The sequence below is a fragment of the Paraburkholderia hospita genome (genome assembly GCF_002902965.1).
Classification (GTDB): Bacteria; Pseudomonadota; Gammaproteobacteria; order Burkholderiales; family Burkholderiaceae; genus Paraburkholderia; species Paraburkholderia hospita.
Genome location: NZ_CP026107.1, coordinates 2,176,009 through 2,191,937 on the forward strand (window position 1 = coordinate 2,176,009; position 15,929 = coordinate 2,191,937).

A 15,929-nucleotide genomic window follows, 5' to 3' on the forward strand; every position below is an offset into this window, starting at 1 on the left:
TGACGGACGGTGATGGCACGCGTATCACACCGACACCACGATGCGTCCAAAGTGCGCGTTGCGCTCGAGCACCGTATGCGCCTGCGCGATCTGGTCGAACGCAAAGCGATGCGCGATTACCGTCTTGAGCGCGCCCGACTGCAATCCGTTGAAGATGAATGCCGCCGCATCCGCCTGGCGTTGCGCGTCCGTGGTCGTCGAAAAGAGGTTGTAGCCATGCACGGTGATGCGCTTATAGAGTAGTGGCAACACGGGCAATACGGTGTCGTCGGGACTCAATGCGCCATAGAGCAGGATCGTGCCGCCGGGCCGCGTCGCGTCGATCAGACGCGCAAAGGCCTTGCCGCCGACAGGATCGAATACGAGGTCCGCGCCGCGTCCCTCGGTGATACGTTGCACTGCTTCGACGAGATCTTCTTCGTCGGTGACGATCACGTGGTCGGCGCCGAGCGCGACAAGTGCGTCGCGTTTCTCACGCGTTCGGGTGAGCGCGACGGCCGTCGCGCCCAGATGCTTCGCCACCTGAATCGCGCCGATGCCCACCCCGCTCGACGCCGCGGGAATCAGCACGACATCGCCAGGTTTGACGCGCTCGTTTTCCGTGAATGCCGCGTAAGGCGTGATGAACACGTTCCAGATCGCCACCGCGTCTTCGTACGAAAGCCACGCGGGACTCTTCGCGACAGCGTGCGCGGGCGCCAGCACGAGTTCGCCGTACACGCCGTAATCGTTCATCGAAAACGACGGCACCGTACTGACGTGATCGCCGACGGCCACATGCGTGACGTTCGCGCCAACGGCATCCACCACGCCGGACGCTTCATAACCGACCCGCGCCGGCAGCTTCGCCGGCTCGACATACTCGCCGCGCCGCCACATCGACTCCGCGCGATTCAGGCCGATGGCCTTCACACGAATACGCACTTCGTTAGCGCCAAGTTCGGGCGTGCCGATTTCCGTGTACTCGAAAACCTCGGGACCGCCGTGCTGCGCAAAGGTAATGATTTTCGCCATGACTCGTTCCTTTCGTTCAATCCATCCATTACAGGCGCCTCGGAACGAAACGCCCCTTCAAGTGGTTCGAATTATCGGAATCGCCCTTTGCAGGATAAATGCGGCATCGCCGACATCACTGTTCTTTTGCCGCCAACAATCGCCTTTTCGACGGGCGAAGCCCCGTGCAGCAACGCTCGCGCGATTGCGGACACGGGTGTCCAAAGTGAGCGAACCCGTGGGCTGTTTTTCTGGCGCATCGCCGCATCTACATTAGCGTCAAGCGTCGCCGATCACCGGCATTACGCAGCAGCTTCCCTGAATCACTGGATTGTGGAGATTGAAATGTCCAAACTGTTTTCGAAAGTCGCGGTCGGTTCGCACGACATCGCGCACCGCGTGGTCCTGGCTCCCCTCACCCGCATGCGTGCCGAAAGCGGCGCGCGCCCCGGCCCGCTGATGGCTGAATACTATGCGCAGCGTACGTCGCCGGGTGCACTCCTGATCGGCGAAGCCACGATCGCGGCGCCGAACGGCAATGGCTATCTCGGCGCGCCTGGCCTGTACGACGACAGCCAGATCGCCGGCTGGAAAGCCGTCACCAACGCGGTGCATGCGAAAGGCGGCAAGATCTTTCTTCAGCTTTATCACGCGGGCCGACAATCGAACGCACAGTTGCAGCCCGATGGCGGCCGTCCCGTCGGACCGTCCGAAGTGCCGCACGGCGGCGTCGCGTACACGGAAGCGGGCTGGGTCCCCAATACGCCGAACCGCGCGCTGGAAACGGCGGAGATCGCGGGCATCGTCGAGAGCTTCCGCGCGGCTGCCGAGCGCGGCGTGGATGCAGGCTTCGACGGTGTCGAATTGCACGGCGCCAACGGCTATCTGTTCGATCAGTTCCTGCAGGACGGCAGCAACAAGCGCACGGACGAGTACGGCGGCTCGATCGCCAACCGCGCGCGCCTGCTGCTCGATGCGACCCGTGCCGTGATCTCTGTTTGGGGCGCGGACAAGGTTGCAGTGCGTCTCGGACCGAGCGGATCGTGGGGCGACATGTCCGACAGCAACCCCGAAGCGTTGTTCACGTATGTGGCCGACGAACTCGACAAGCTTGGCATTGCCTATCTGCATCTGATCGAGCCGCGTATCGCAGGCAACGTCGAAGACGAAGCGCGCGACCAGCAACCCGTCGCCGCGAAGTCGCTGCGTGCGCATTTTCATGGGCCGATCATCGCGGCGGGCGGCTTCGATGGCGAAAGCGCCGAAGCAATCCTGCAATCCGGCGATGCCGATCTCGTTGCATTCGGACGCCATTTCATCGCGAACCCGGATCTGCCCGAGCGGCTGCGCAAAGGTCTGCCGCTGAACCCGTACGACCGCGCGACGTTCTTCGGCGGCACGGACGTGGGTTACACCGACTATGCATTCCACGACGAGGCCGCTGTCGCAGCGTGAGGCGCGCGGGCCGTAACAGCTGATTCGTAGCGCAGCCGGAAGCGATCATGCATTCACGCATGGTCGCTTCCGGCGTCAATCGCCGCCGATAGTGCGCGTCAATTGACCTGATCGACGCCGCCTCTTTATTCCTCAGTTTTTTCCTCATTGCACTTCGCAGCCGCCACGCGCGATCCACTTCGCGCGCGCCGACGGCTGCGCGCTTGCTGGAGCTTTTCACATGAGCACCAATCAACCCGCGTCGCTCTCCGATGCGCCCATATCGTCTTCATCCACCGCGAGCCAACGACGCTGGCTCGCGGTGTTCTCCATCGCGCTCGGCTCGTTCGCTTTCGTGACGACGGAATACCTGCCCGTCGGCGTACTGCCGAAGATCGCCGCAGACCTCGGCGTCACGCCCGGCACGGCAGGTCTGATGACGACCACGCCCGGACTCATCGCGGCCATCTCCGCGCCGATGCTGCTGCTCGCCGCGGGTCGCCTGAACCGGCGGTCGATTCTGCTGTTGCTGTCAGTCGCGCTGGTCGCGTCGAACCTCGTCGCAGCGCTCGCAACCAACTTCGCGACGATGCTCATCGGACGCGCGTTGCTCGGCATCAGCCTTGGCGGATTCTGGACCGTCGCACTGGGCGTCTCGGGACAGATAGTCGCGGAAGAAGAAAGCGCCAAAGCCAGTGCGACGATCTTCATGGGCATCACGCTCGCGACCGTCATCGGCGTGCCGCTAGGGACGTTCATTGCCGAACTGTCGTCGTGGCGCGTCTCGTTCTTCGCGACGGCCGCACTCGCGCTCGCAGCGCTGCTGATGCAGGCGACGCTGCTGCCCGATCTGCCGCCGCGCGCGGCTGCTCGCATAGCCGACTTCGGCCGCATGCTCACGCGCGGGACGGTGATGCGAAGCCTGCTGCTCGTCGCATTGCTGTTCGGTGCTCACTTCTGCGCGTACACGTATATCGCGCCCTTTCTCGAAGACAACGCGTTGCTCGGCGCGACATGGGTGACGGCGCTGCTGCTCGGCTTCGGCATCGTCGGCTTTATGTCGAACTTCGTCGCGTCGGCGTTCGTGACATCGCATCCGCGGCTGTCGCTGTTCGCGATGACGGCGCTCGTGATGGTGGCGCTCGTAGCGCTTCCTGCGTTTGCGCACACGCATGGTGCGGTCGTCGCTGGTGTGCTCGCGTGGGGCATCGCCTACGGCGCGATTCCGCTGTGCCTGAGCGTGTGGATGCAGATGACTTCGCCGAAGCAACCGGAAGCCGCATCGGCGCTGTTCGTCAGCGCCGTGCAGACCGCGATCGCCGCAGGCTCGCTGGCAGGTGGCGTGGCTGTCGATCACGGGGGTGCAACGGGCGCGATGCATCTTGGCGTCCTGCTGTCGGCATTGGGGCTTGCGGTGCTCGCATCGTTCGCGACGACGCGGCGCACATTGGCGAGCGTGCTCGAAGAATGAGCGCACTTCCCGCTGCACGATTGTTTTTCGGCTGGTCGCTCGTTTGAACGAGGTGCGTGTGTTGTGGCTGTAGTTACTATTCGCGTGCAAAGAAATCGTGCGCCAGGAATCAGCGGAAACGGCGTTCAAGTATCATCTTCGCGCACTGCCCCAATACTCCGACTCCTGAAAGGCTTTGACGATGTCCACACCGATCGACTATCTGAACCCGGCGCTACCTGAGGGACTTCGGCGCGTGACCATGCCCGTCGTCGATGCGACACCGGCGACACTCGACGGCTATGGCAGGCTCGTAGACGACCCGAACGAATGCCGGGTCGAAATCGTGCAGTGGCCCGCGATGGGATCGAGGCCGATCGATCCCGGCACGGGCGACGAGGCGGGGACGACGGAAGGCGTCTTCGTCAGCGAATGGCGCGGCGACATCCTCTACGGTCGCAACGAGGCGGTGGGCGGCCACTATGTGCTCGCGTACGCGACAGAACCCGACGAAGCGCGCGAAGACAACGCCGCGCCGCCCGAACGCATGCTGCTCTGGCACGCGAACTACCATCCGGACGGCGGACAGCTGTTCTTCCCTCTCGATCACCGGCCGTTCTATGTTCCACTGGCCTTGCCCGGCGACGATGTGACGCCCGAGAAGTTCGTGTGCTTTCGCTTCGATGGCCGGCAGGGTCTTTATATTCATCCGAACATCTGGCACGAAGGCGTGTTCACGCTTGGCGGGACACAGCGCTTCTTCGACAAACAGGGCGCGGTTCATGCACGTGTGTCTGTAGAGTTCGGGCGAGAGTTCGGTTGTCTGCTCGAAGCGCCTATCGTTTATCCGTGACGCTTGAGCGTCAGATCGAGGCGGCGGTTCGAGACGAAACCGCCTGCCAAACTGGACGCGAAACCAGAAAACCAGACCGCCCGCGACATCGAGGGTGGACCCCGTCACCCACGCGGCGTGATCCGATACCGCGAACGACACGGCAGCCGCAATGTCTTTGGGCAGCCCGGCGCGGCCAAGCGGCGTCTTCGCGATGAACGGCTGAATTCGGTCGCGCGGCAAGTGACTGTTGCCTTCCGTCTCCGTGAACCCCGGCGCGACGCCGACCACCCGAATCTTCCGCGCGCCGAGTTCCATGCCGAGCGAGCGCGTCACCACGTCGACAGCGCCCTTCATGAAGTCCTCAAAAAAAGTGCTTGACTGTCTATCTAGTAGTAGATAAAGTTCAACCCATGGAACCGACCACTACAGTTCGCGATCAGATTCTGGAGCACGCCATCACGCTGATGATGCTGCGCGGCTACAACGGGTTTAGCTATCGCGACCTGTCGGAACTGGTAGGGGTGAAGACTTCGAGCATCCACTATTACTTCCCGTCGAAAGACGATCTGGTGCTCGAAGCCGTCGGCCAGTACAGCAACGAGATACTCGGCGCGCTCGGCTCCATCGAGTCTTCTCTTCCGGCGGATCAGAAGCTCGGCAAGTACACGAAGCTGTTCGGCAGAACCCTTGGCGAAGGCGACCAGATTTGCCTGTGCGGCATGCTCGCCGCGGATATCGAGGCATTGCCCGATAACGTGCGGACAGCTGTGCAGGCATTCTTCAAGGCCAACGAAAGCTGGCTCGCGAAGGTACTGGCACAAGGCGTCAAGGAGCGCACGTTGCATGTCAACGGTAAGCCCGAAAACGCGGCGCGAGCGCTGTACGCCGCTTACCAGGGCAGCGTCCTGGCAAGCCGGCTGTTCAGGACGAAGGCACGGCTGGAAGATGTCGAGGCTTCATGGAAGGTTTCGAAGTAGTGGTATTCGAGGCGGTTGCTGTAGACCGCCTTTTGTTGGACCCGGTTATCTATCTTCTAGTAGATAAATAACGAGTGTAGAGAAATGTCGTTGAAGCATAAAGATTTGCCCAGTTGTCTATCTAGTAGTAGATAGCAGAATGTAGTTCACTCAACTATTGCCAGTCAGGAGTTACATCATGTCGATCGAAAAAGTTCTGTACCGCGCCCACGCTCACGCCACGGGAGGCCGCGACGGCCGCGCCATCGTCCCCGAAGGCAAGCTCGACTTCAAGCTGGTCACGCCGCGTGAACTCGGCGGCGCGGGCGGCGAAGGCGCGAATCCGGAACAGCTGTTCGCGGCAGGCTATAGCGCCTGTTTCCTCGGCGCGATGAAGTTCGTCGCGGCCCGCGACAAGACGGCGATTCCGGCAGACGTATCGATCGACGGCAGCGTTGGCATCGGCGCGATTCCGAACGGCTTCGGCATCGAAGTGGAACTGAAGATTTCGCTGCCCGGTATGCCGCGTGACGCCGCTCAGGCATTGATCGACAAGGCTCACATCGTGTGCCCGTACTCGAATGCAACGCGCGGCAACATCGACGTCACGTTGACGCTGGTTTGATCGACTTCGCCTCATAGACAGAACACTGGAGCGTAAAAAAATGAAAGCCCTGAAGCCACTCGTCCTTGCCGCCGTCCTTGCAGCAAACGCCGTGATTGCCGCCGCCGCAACGCCCACCACGCAAGCGACGCCCGACCGCGTCACGACGGGACTCCTGAAGCAGCTCAACAGCGGCACGGGTCCCGCCCTCAACACGCTGCCGCCCGCGAAGGCGCGTCAGGTGCTGGTCGATGCGCAGAACGGCGTGAAAGTCGACCTCTCGGGCATCGACGTATCGAACCGCACCATCGAAGAAGATGGTATCAGCGTGCCGATCACCATCGTGCGTCCGCAAGGCGCGACGGGCACGCTGCCGGTGTTCATGTTCTTCCACGGCGGCGGCTGGATCCTCGGTGACTTCCAGACCCACGAACGGCTCGTACGCGACCTCGTCGTGCAGTCCGGCGCGGTGGCCGTGTTCGTGAATTACACGCCGTCGCCCGAGGCTCGTTATCCCGTTGCGATCAATCAGGCGTATGCCGCGACGAAGTGGGTCGCGGAGCACGGCAACGACATCGGCGTGGACGGTAGCCGCCTCGCCGTGGTGGGCAACAGCGTGGGCGGCAATATGGCCGCCGTCGTCAGCCTGATGGCGAAGGACAAGCATGGTCCGCAAATCCGCTTCCAGGGCTTGATGTGGCCCGTCACCGATGCCAACTTCAACGACGGCTCGTACCTCGCGTACCGCGACAAGCATTTCCTGACCCGCGCGATGATGCAGTGGTTCTGGGACGCGTACACGAAGGACCCCGCACAGCGCGCGCAGATTTACGCATCGCCGTTGCGTGCGTCTGAAGAAGAGTTGAAGGGTCTGCCGCCCGCGTTGATCCAGGTCGCGCAATTCGACGTGCTGCGCGACGAAGGCGAGGCATACGGTCGCAAGCTCGATGCAGCGGGCAACGAAGTCACGACGACGCGCTACAACGGCACGATCCACGATTTCGGCTTGCTCAATGCCCTCGCTGCCGATGCACCGACACAGGCCGCGACGAAGCAACTCGCGAATGAGATCAAGACGCGCCTGAAGTAATCGTAGTTTCATTCAACGGCATGATGGCCTTGCGCGCCATCATGCCGCGTTTCGTTCACACGCCAAGCCGCTTCGCAAGATCCACAAGGTCGCTTGCGACCCAGTCCCAATTCCCTTCCGGCTGTAGATCGGTTGTTTGCGACGCGCCATGTTCATAGGGACGTGCGATGAACGCGGTTCTCAACCCGCACTTCTGCGCCGCTGCAAGATCGCTATTGTGCGCGGCGACCATGCACACCTCTGCCGGCGACAACGCCAGAATCTCTGCCGTGCGCAAATACGCTTCAGGCGATGGCTTATAGGCTTGCGCGACTTCCGCGCCGAGAATCGCGTCCCACGGCAAGCCGCCATGCTTTGCCATATCGATCATCAGTCTGACATTACCGTTCGACAGTGGCGCAATGATGTATTGCGACTTGAGCCGCGCGAGTCCATCGACGGTATCCGGCCATGGATCGAGCCGATGCCACGCCAGATTGAGATCGTCGAGTTCCGTAGCCTCGACTTGTTCGGCGTCGATGCCGAACTCGCGCAACACCGCTTCGAGATTCTCACGGTGCAATACATCGAGCTTCGTGAACGGACGCTCCCCACTGCGGACCCGTTGCATCGCGGGCTGATATTGCGCGCGCCACGCATCCGCAAATGCGTCAGCGTCCTGCGCGTTTCGTCCATGCTTCTGCAGAAACGCGGCCGCTTCACGCGCGACGCCGCCTCGCCAATCGACGAGCGTGCCAAAAACATCGAATACGCAGGCCTTTACGTCAGCTGTTGTCATGTGGAAATCCAGTTGCAGTTGCTCGACGGCCTCAAGGCTGCCATGCCTCGCCATCGGGGAAGACATATTTTTCGAGTGACGGCGCCTTCATTTCGATGCTGTATCCCGGCTTTTGCGGCGGCATATAGCGGCCATTGCGAATAACAACGGGATCGACGAAATGCTCGTGCAGATGATCGACATATTCGAGCACGCGGTTTTCCAGCGACGCTGACACGCAGATATAGTCGAATAGCGAAATGTGCTGCACGTACTCGCACAATCCGACGCCGCCCGCATGCGGACATACGGGCACGCCGAACTTCGCCGCCATCAGCAGCACGACGAGTACTTCATTCAGTCCGCCCAGACGACAACTATCGACCTGGCAGAAATCGATTGCCTTAGCTTGCAGCAACTGCTTGAACATCACGCGGTTCTGACAATGCTCACCCGTCGCCACACCGATCGATCCCAGCCGCTGACGAATGGCCGCGTGACCGAGCACATCGTCGGGACTTGTCGGCTCTTCGATCCACCATGGATCGAACTCCGCGAGACGCCGCATGTTCGCGACGGCTTCATCGACATCCCACACCTGATTCGCATCCATCATCAGCTTCAGGTTCTCGCCGATCTCTTCACGCAGGATGCGGGCGCGTCTTACATCTTCTTCAAGATTGCCGCCAACTTTCTGCTTGAAATGCGTCCACCCTTGCGCGACGCCTTCGCGCGCGAGCCGGCGGATCTTGTCGTCGTCGTAACCGAGCCAGCCCGCCGAAGTCGTATACGCCGGATAGCCTTGCGCTAGCATTTCCTTTTCGCGTTCGCCTTTAGTCTTCGCGTGCCGATTCAGCAGCGCCAGCGCTTCGTAAGGCGTGATCGCGTCCGTCACGTAACGAAAGTCCAGACAGCGCACGAGTTCTTCCGGGCTCATGTCGACGAGCAGCTTCCACACGGGCTTGCCAACCGATTTCGCCCACAGGTCCCACACGGCATTCACGACAGCGGCCGTCGCCAGATGAATTGCACCTTTGTCGGGACCGATCCAGCGCAACTGACTATCCGAAGTAAAGGCGCGCCAGAATGCCCCCATATTCGCAACGATATCTTCGAGCTTTTTGCCGACGATAAGCGGCGTCAACGCATTCACCGCTGTCACACAGATTTCATTGCCGCGCCCGATCGTAAAGGTCAGTCCGTGGCCCGTGAGCTGTTGCGGCGAATCGGTTTCGAGCGTGACATACGTGGCGGAATAGTCCGGCGCGGCATTCATTGCGTCGGAGCCATCGAGCGAACGGGAAGTGGGGAAACGAATATCGCGAACGGACAGCCTCGTGATCGTGGTCATCTGAGCACCCTCCAGGGATGGCTACCGGCATTGACCTGCTAGCGAAGAGGAACCGCCTGGTGCGTTCGTCAAAACAGTAGATCCGGGTACACCCTGATAAGACCTACCAGGCGTTTGCACGCGTTGACAACGCTCAATCCACTTCCTAGCATGCTAGCATGTCTTCTGGAAATCAAGCGTGCCGTGAGCTCTTCGTCAGATGTAGCGAATGCCGCCAGTAATCCGTATGTCGCACTGCAAAAGGTCAAAGGCGGCGAGCGTGGCAGCCTGACCGACGCGGTGGAACTTGCGCTGAGAGAAGCGATCGTGACATTGGTGCTGGAACCCGGAATGATGATCGACAAGCTGGCCGTGTGCGAGCGCATGGGCGTATCGCGCTTTCCGGTTTCCGCTGCATTGGCGCGGCTCGAGCATGCAGGCCTCGTCGAAGTTTTGCCGCAGCGCGGCACACGCGTCAAACCCATTGCGCTTCACGACATAAGCCAGCATCTGTTCATACGCAGCGCGCTGGAAGTCGAAACCGTGCGCGCCGTCGCGCTGATGCGTGACAGCGCGACAATCGACGCGCTCGCAGTCAATCTCGATCAGCAGCGCGACGTAGCCGGCAACGGAGAGCGCTTGACGTTTCATGTACTCGATCTGGCTTTTCACGAAATCATGCTCGACGCGGTGAATTTGCCGCGTGTGAAGGAAATCGTCGCTGTATCGCGCAATGCACTGGATCGCGCAAGACAACTGTTAGCAAGTCCGGAGCGGCTCGCGCATACGCTCGACGAGCACGAGCGCATATTCGCGGCGATCCGCGTGGGAAACGCCGATACGGCTGCAAAAGCAATGCACGATCATCTCGACGAGGTGGTCGCCGAATTGCACCGGTCCGCGAAAGAAAGACCAGATCTTTTCGCACCTTAAGGACAAGGCAATGTCTCTGGCTTCTCTTTGCATGACTGCCGCGCCATGACTCCACTCATTTCCGTCAGCAAGCTCAACAAGAGCTTTCCGGGCGTGAGGGCGCTGCACGAAGTGCAGTTCGAACTCATGGCGGGGGAAGTGCATGCGTTGATGGGCGAGAACGGCGCAGGCAAGTCCACGCTGATGAAGATTCTCGCCGGCGTGTACACGCGCGATTCCGGCGAAATGCTCTACGACGGCAAGCCCGTCGATTTCACCAGCCCACGCGAAGCACAGGCGGCAGGCATCGGCATCATTCATCAGGAACTTCAGCTGATGAATCATCTGACCGTCGCGCAGAACATGTTCATTGGCCGCGAGCCGCGCGGACGCCTGGGCCTGTTTCTCGATGAAGACAAACTCAACGCGCAGGCTCGCGAGATCCTCGCGCGCATGCATGTGAATCTCGATCCGCGCACCGTCGTCGAGTCGCTCACGGTCGCGAGCCAGCAGATGGTCGAGATCGCGAAGGCGCTGTCGTTCGATTCGCGCGTGCTCATCATGGACGAGCCGACCTCCGCGCTGAACGACGCGGAGATTGCCGAGCTGTTCCGTATCATCCGTCAACTGAAGGAACGCGGCGTCGGCGTCATCTACATCTCGCACAAGATGGATGAGCTCAAGCAGATCTCCGACCGCGTCACCGTGATGCGCGATGGTGAATATGTGGCCACTGTGTCGACGGCCGACACCACCGTGCCCGCGATCATCGGCATGATGGTGGGCCGAACGCTCGCCGACGTCACACCGTATCAAGGCGCCGAATGCACGGGCGACATCGCGCTCGAAGTGAAGCATCTGAACGCCGGCCCACTCGTCAGGGACGTGAGCTTCACGCTGCGCAAAGGCGAGATATTGGGCTTTGCAGGCCTGATGGGCGCGGGCCGCACGGAAGTCGCGCGAGCGGTATTCGGCGCGGACCCGATCGAGTCAGGCGATATTTTCGTGAAAGGCGTAAAGGCGCTCATCAAAAGACCCTGCAATGCCGTCGCGCACAGCATCGGCTATCTCTCCGAAGACCGCAAACGCTTCGGCCTTGCAACAGGCATGGATGTCGAATCGAACATCGTGATGTCGGATCTCGGCAAGTTCCTGTCGCTGCGTGTGTTTCTCCGCCGCGCCCAGATACGCAAGCGAGCTTCGCATTTCATCAATCTGCTCGCGATCCGCACGCCTTCCCCGACACAACCTGTCAGGCTGCTGTCGGGCGGCAACCAGCAGAAGATCGTCATTGCGAAATGGCTGGAGCGCGACTGCGACGTACTGTTCTTCGACGAACCGACGCGCGGCATCGATGTCGGCGCAAAGAGCGAGATCTACAAGCTGTTGCGCTCGCTCGCAGCGCAAGGCAAGGCCATCGTAATGATCTCGTCGGAATTGCCGGAAATTCTGCGCATGAGCGACCGTATCGTGGTGATGTGCGAAGGCCGTATCACTGGCGAGCTTTCTGCCAGCGAGGCCACGCAGGAAAGCATCATGCATCTCGCGACGCAGCGCGAATCCTTGAAAACAGCATGAGCCTGAAGAGGTCGGATCAATGACATCGCAATCGGATACAGCGGCACTGTCCAACGAAGGAAGATTATCGGGTTTCAGAGCCCGTCTCTTCTCGCCGACGGCTTTGCAAAAGCTGCTCGCGTTCACAAGCCTGATATTGCTGCTGATCTTTTTCAGCTTCACGTCGCCCGCCTTCATGCAGATGGACAACATCCTCGGCATTCTGCAGGCGACGGCCGTCAATGGCGTGCTGGCCATTGCCAGTACTTTCGTCATTATCACGGGCGGCATCGATTTGTCCGTCGGCACGTTGATGACGTTTACGGCTGTCATCTGCGGCGTGTTCCTGACCTACTGGCATTTGCCGATGTGGATGGGCGTGCTCGCCGCCATCGCGACGGGCGCACTGTGCGGCACGATTTCGGGCACGTTGACGGCGAAAATGAAAATACCGCCGTTCATTGCCACACTGGGCATGATGCTGCTGCTCAAAGGGCTTTCGCTCGTCGTGTCGGTCGATAAACCAATCTATTTCACCGATACAGAGAACTTCTACATGATCTCGCAGGATTCTCTGATCGCATATTTCCTGCCCAGCGTGCCCGTACCGAATGCCGTCCTTATTCTGTTCGTTCTTGCCATCGTGAGTTCCATCACACTCAATCGCACGGCGCTCGGCCGCTATACGTTCGCACTCGGCAGCAATGAAGAAGCCGTGCGTCTGTCGGGCGTGAACGTCGACAGATGGAAGATCGCGATTTACGGCCTGGGCGGTGCGATTTGTGGCATCGCTGGATTGCTGATCGCATCGCGTTTGAATTCGGCGCAACCGGCCCTCGGCCAGGGCTACGAACTGGAAGCGATTGCGGCTGTGGTGATTGGCGGCACGTCGTTGAGTGGCGGCTCGGGCACGATACTCGGCACCATCATCGGCGCATTCATCATGAGTGTGCTGACCAACGGCTTGCGCATCATGTCGGTTGCACAGGAATGGCAGATCGTGGTGACAGGTCTCATCATCATTCTCGCCGTGTACGCCGATATCTTGCGACGCCGAAAGCGCTGAGCCTGCACACGACAAGAGAAATCAAAGAAAGGAGAGTACCGAAAGGCTCTCTCAACGGCTGGAGGTTAATAGCCCACCTTAGGAGGAGAAACCCCATGTTGAAAAGAAAAGTACTCAGTATCGCGATCGGTGTCGGCGCACTCGTCGGGGCGAGCAACCTGGCGTACGCGGACGAGCCCTACATTCCGCTCATTTCGAAAGGCTTCCAGCATCAGTTCTGGCAGGCCGTGAAATCGGGCGCGGAGCAATCCGCGAAGGCAAACAACGTGCGTATCACGTTCGAAGGCCCGGAAACGGAGGCAATGGTCGATAAACAGATCGACATGTTATCGGCTGCACTCGCGAAGAAACCGCAGGCACTCGGCATTGCCGCGCTCGACAGCAAGGCGGCCATTCCGTTGCTCAAGCGTGCGCAGTCCAGCAAGATTCCCGTCATCGCGTTCGACTCTGGCGTCGACAGCGATATTCCGCTGACGACGTGCGCGACGGATAACCTCGCAGCCGCTGCGCTCGCCGCGGACAAGATGGCCGGGATGATCGGCAATTCGGGCGAAGTCGGTGTCATCGTGCACGACCAGACGAGCCGCACGGGCATCGACCGGCGCGACGGCTTCCTGAACGAAATGAAGTCGAAGCATCCGAACGTCAAGATCGTTTCGGTGCAATACGGTGGCGGTGATCACCTGAAGTCGGCGGAAATTGCCAAGGCGATGATTCAGGCCAATCCGAACATCAAGGGCATTTTCGGCGCCAACGAAGGTTCGGCGGAAGGCGCGGCAATCGGCGTGAAGGAATCGGGCAAGAAGCTGGTGCTGATCGGCTACGACTCAGGCAAGGAACAGAAAGAGGACATCATGTCCGGCCTGATGGCGGGCGCGATTACGCAAAACCCGGTGGGCATCGGCAAATGCGTGATCGACTCGGCCGTGAAAGCGCTCAAGGGCGAGAAGCTGCCGAAGAAAGTCGATACCGGCTTTTACTGGTACGACAAGACGAACATAAATGATCCGAAGATCGCTGCTGTACTCTATGACTAAGTAGCGTGCGATGAAAGAGGAAGGCTTCGGACCTTCCTCTTTCATTTTTATCGAACGCCGCACACGTCGCTATTAGCGCAAGTCCGCGCGCAACTCACGCACGCCCCTTCCCAAACGCTGGCGCAACAGCGTTCTCAACGTCGCACCGTCGACATAACCCACTTCAGCCGCAATCGCTTCGAGATCGAGACCGCTGCCGTGTAGAAGCGATTGCGCGCGCTCGACGCGCAAGTCCTGAAAGTACGCGAGCGGCGATTTCCCCAGCACTTCCTGGCAGCGGCGCTGCAACGTGCGCGCGCTCGTCGCCAGTGCGCCGGCGGCGTCCTGCAGCGAGAAACCCTCCTTCAGATGATCCCGCGCCCATCGTTCGAAACGCTGCATCAACGGGTCCGCCAGCGCCAGATGATTGGGAATGATGTACGGCGCCTGCAATGAGCGGATATCGGCTAACAGGTAGCGCGAAACGAGCGTCGCCAGTTCCGGACTCGCCTTGCGGATCAACCAGAGCGTGAGGTCGAGATGCCCTAATGCGGCGCCCGCCGTCACGCCGATATCGGTTGCGACGAGCATGCGCGATTCGTCGAGCGAGACCTTCGGATAGCGTTGCCTGAAGAGCGGCGCGAGCGACCAGGTCGACGTCGCTTCGCGATGATCGAGCAGACCGGCTTCGGCGAGCAGAAACGTGCCGATACACGAAGCGGCGATCAAGGCGCCTTCAGCACGCCATTTCAGCAATTGTGCGGTGGCCTGCTTCACGTCCGCTCGATCCAGCGCGGGAATCAATTCGTCCGGCGTCGTCTTGCCGAGCGCGGGGACGATGACCCAGTCCGGCTTCAGGTCCGGTGTGATCGCCTGCACGGGAATCGTGAAACCCTGCCCTGAGCGCACGCGCTTGCGCACACCCACGACCGTGACGTTGAATTTCGGCGTTCCGCCCATCATGCGGGAAGCGAGCTTGTTCGCGGCGCCGAGCGCGTCGAGCGTAACGGCGAGCCCTGTATCGAACAGTCCATCGAGTGCGAGCACGGTAATGCGCATGGCGTAAATGACCCTAACGTTGTCATATGCGACGATACCGCTTTTTCCGGCTGATGGCCATGTTGATCGCCACCGCGCGCAGTTTTCGCGCGCGGGCGCAAAGAGAACCTCACGTTTTTTACGACATTTTTTCTTGTGGCCCGTAATAGCCAATTCTAGACTTCACACAAGTCAGGAAGCCCGGAGAGACACAATGTCGGAACGACGCGCGACAATCGGAAAGCACACGCCCCTCGCTTATAGCGAGCGGAGCAGCGGCAGCGTGGTGCTACGACGCTTCGATCCGTCGCGCGACTCGTACGAGCAACTCACGACAATGCTGCATCGCGCGTTTGCGCGGCTTGGCATGATGGGGTTGAACTGCACATGTGTGGATCAGGATGTGGCCGTCACGATGAGACGCGCTCAAACTGGCGACTGCTTCGTGATGGTCAGTGGTGGAAAGATCATCGGCACGATGACGCTTTATGCGAGCGACAGCGACTCGCTCTGCGAGCATTATCACCGGCAGGATGTCGCGACGATTCGCCAGTTGGCTATCGATCCTTCGTGGCAAAACCGCGGCATCGGTAAATCTATGCTGGCGTTTGCCGAGCATTGGGCCGCGACGCGCGGTTATGCGGAGTTGGCGCTCGATACGCCGTATCCGGCTGCGCATCTCGTTGCCTTCTATCGCGGGCAGGGCTTCCGCATCGTCGACGCGATCCGCTTCACAGGCAAGATGTACGACAGCGCGATTCTCAGTAAAGCGCCCGTCGTTGCGCGTACGCTGGCCGCGTGGACGCATCAGATCGCGTTGCCGGGCGTGCGCCTCGTTCGGTTCGCGGCGTGAAGATCAAGTTCGGAATCGCGGTGTATGTCGCCGCGATT

At 60.5% G+C, this 15,929-nt stretch carries 15 protein-coding genes and 1 pseudogene; 11 read left to right on the forward strand and 5 right to left on the reverse strand.

Annotated features, from left to right (window positions below):
- Window positions 1–24: 24 nt before the first annotated feature.
- Entirely contained in the window at window positions 25–1,014 is a 990-nt protein-coding gene (locus tag C2L64_RS43125) for a zinc-dependent alcohol dehydrogenase family protein (RefSeq protein WP_086909746.1), read from the reverse strand.
- 324 nt (window positions 1,015–1,338) lie between these two features.
- Between C2L64_RS43125 and C2L64_RS43130 the strand changes: the two genes are divergently transcribed.
- The 3 genes from C2L64_RS43130 (at window position 1,339) to C2L64_RS43140 (ending at window position 4,730) form a co-directional block, all read left to right on the forward strand.
- The gene (locus C2L64_RS43130; RefSeq protein ID WP_009770058.1) at window positions 1,339–2,448 is read left to right on the forward strand and encodes an alkene reductase; all 1,110 of its coding nucleotides are present in this window, start codon (window positions 1,339–1,341) and stop codon (window positions 2,446–2,448) included.
- Between the two features lie 220 nt (window positions 2,449–2,668).
- Entirely contained in the window at window positions 2,669–3,898 is a 1,230-nt protein-coding gene (locus tag C2L64_RS43135) for an MFS transporter (RefSeq protein WP_009770057.1), read from the forward strand.
- A gap of 181 nt (window positions 3,899–4,079) precedes the next feature.
- The gene (locus tag C2L64_RS43140) at window positions 4,080–4,730 is read left to right on the forward strand and encodes an ureidoglycolate lyase (protein WP_009770056.1); all 651 of its coding nucleotides are present in this window, start codon (window positions 4,080–4,082) and stop codon (window positions 4,728–4,730) included.
- Window positions 4,731–4,862: 132 nt separating this feature from the next.
- Here the strand turns inward: C2L64_RS43140 and C2L64_RS56420 are convergent.
- Window positions 4,863–5,066: pseudogene (locus C2L64_RS56420) on the reverse strand (SDR family oxidoreductase); the annotation flags it as partial.
- Between the two features lie 56 nt (window positions 5,067–5,122).
- Here C2L64_RS56420 and C2L64_RS43150 point away from each other — a divergent pair.
- The 3 genes from C2L64_RS43150 to C2L64_RS43160 all read left to right on the forward strand — a co-directional run bounded on the left by C2L64_RS43150 (window position 5,123) and on the right by C2L64_RS43160 (window position 7,362).
- The gene (locus C2L64_RS43150; RefSeq protein ID WP_009770054.1) at window positions 5,123–5,689 is read left to right on the forward strand and encodes a TetR/AcrR family transcriptional regulator; all 567 of its coding nucleotides are present in this window, start codon (window positions 5,123–5,125) and stop codon (window positions 5,687–5,689) included.
- A gap of 178 nt (window positions 5,690–5,867) precedes the next feature.
- Window positions 5,868–6,293, forward strand: coding sequence for an organic hydroperoxide resistance protein (locus tag C2L64_RS43155; protein WP_007739684.1), 426 nt, complete (start codon window positions 5,868–5,870; stop codon window positions 6,291–6,293).
- A gap of 40 nt (window positions 6,294–6,333) precedes the next feature.
- Entirely contained in the window at window positions 6,334–7,362 is a 1,029-nt protein-coding gene (locus C2L64_RS43160; RefSeq protein ID WP_009770053.1) for an alpha/beta hydrolase, read from the forward strand.
- A gap of 55 nt (window positions 7,363–7,417) precedes the next feature.
- Here C2L64_RS43160 and C2L64_RS43165 read toward each other — a convergent pair whose 3' ends face one another.
- Both C2L64_RS43165 and C2L64_RS43170 read right to left on the reverse strand, forming a co-directional pair.
- On the reverse strand, window positions 7,418–8,140 hold the full coding sequence (locus C2L64_RS43165) for a haloacid dehalogenase type II (protein WP_009770052.1): 723 nt from the start codon (window positions 8,138–8,140) through the stop codon (window positions 7,418–7,420).
- A 31-nt stretch (window positions 8,141–8,171) separates the two neighbouring features.
- Window positions 8,172–9,470 (reverse strand): L-fuconate dehydratase, encoded by a 1,299-nt coding sequence (locus C2L64_RS43170; RefSeq protein ID WP_009770051.1) that lies wholly within the window; start codon window positions 9,468–9,470, stop codon window positions 8,172–8,174.
- 150 nt (window positions 9,471–9,620) lie between these two features.
- Here C2L64_RS43170 and C2L64_RS43175 point away from each other — a divergent pair, with 150 nt between their 5' ends.
- The 4 genes from C2L64_RS43175 to C2L64_RS43190 all read left to right on the forward strand — a co-directional run bounded on the left by C2L64_RS43175 (window position 9,621) and on the right by C2L64_RS43190 (window position 14,021).
- Window positions 9,621–10,382, forward strand: coding sequence for a GntR family transcriptional regulator (locus tag C2L64_RS43175; protein WP_007739671.1), 762 nt, complete (start codon window positions 9,621–9,623; stop codon window positions 10,380–10,382).
- Between the two features lie 45 nt (window positions 10,383–10,427).
- On the forward strand, window positions 10,428–11,939 hold the full coding sequence (locus C2L64_RS43180) for a sugar ABC transporter ATP-binding protein (RefSeq protein WP_009770050.1): 1,512 nt from the start codon (window positions 10,428–10,430) through the stop codon (window positions 11,937–11,939).
- Window positions 11,940–11,958: 19 nt separating this feature from the next.
- Window positions 11,959–12,984, forward strand: coding sequence for an ABC transporter permease (locus C2L64_RS43185; RefSeq protein WP_009770049.1), 1,026 nt, complete (start codon window positions 11,959–11,961; stop codon window positions 12,982–12,984).
- Window positions 12,985–13,079: 95 nt separating this feature from the next.
- Window positions 13,080–14,021 carry an ABC transporter substrate-binding protein gene (locus tag C2L64_RS43190; RefSeq protein ID WP_007739666.1) on the forward strand — a complete coding sequence of 314 codons (942 nt, stop codon included), beginning with the start codon at window positions 13,080–13,082 and terminating at the stop codon, window positions 14,019–14,021.
- Window positions 14,022–14,093: 72 nt separating this feature from the next.
- Here the strand turns inward: C2L64_RS43190 and C2L64_RS43195 are convergent, their stop codons facing one another.
- Entirely contained in the window at window positions 14,094–15,059 is a 966-nt protein-coding gene (locus C2L64_RS43195) for a GlxA family transcriptional regulator (RefSeq protein ID WP_009770048.1), read from the reverse strand.
- A gap of 193 nt (window positions 15,060–15,252) precedes the next feature.
- Between C2L64_RS43195 and C2L64_RS43200 the strand changes: the two genes are divergently transcribed.
- Window positions 15,253–15,891, forward strand: coding sequence for a GNAT family N-acetyltransferase (locus C2L64_RS43200; protein WP_009770047.1), 639 nt, complete (start codon window positions 15,253–15,255; stop codon window positions 15,889–15,891).
- Window positions 15,892–15,929: the final 38 nt, after the last annotated feature.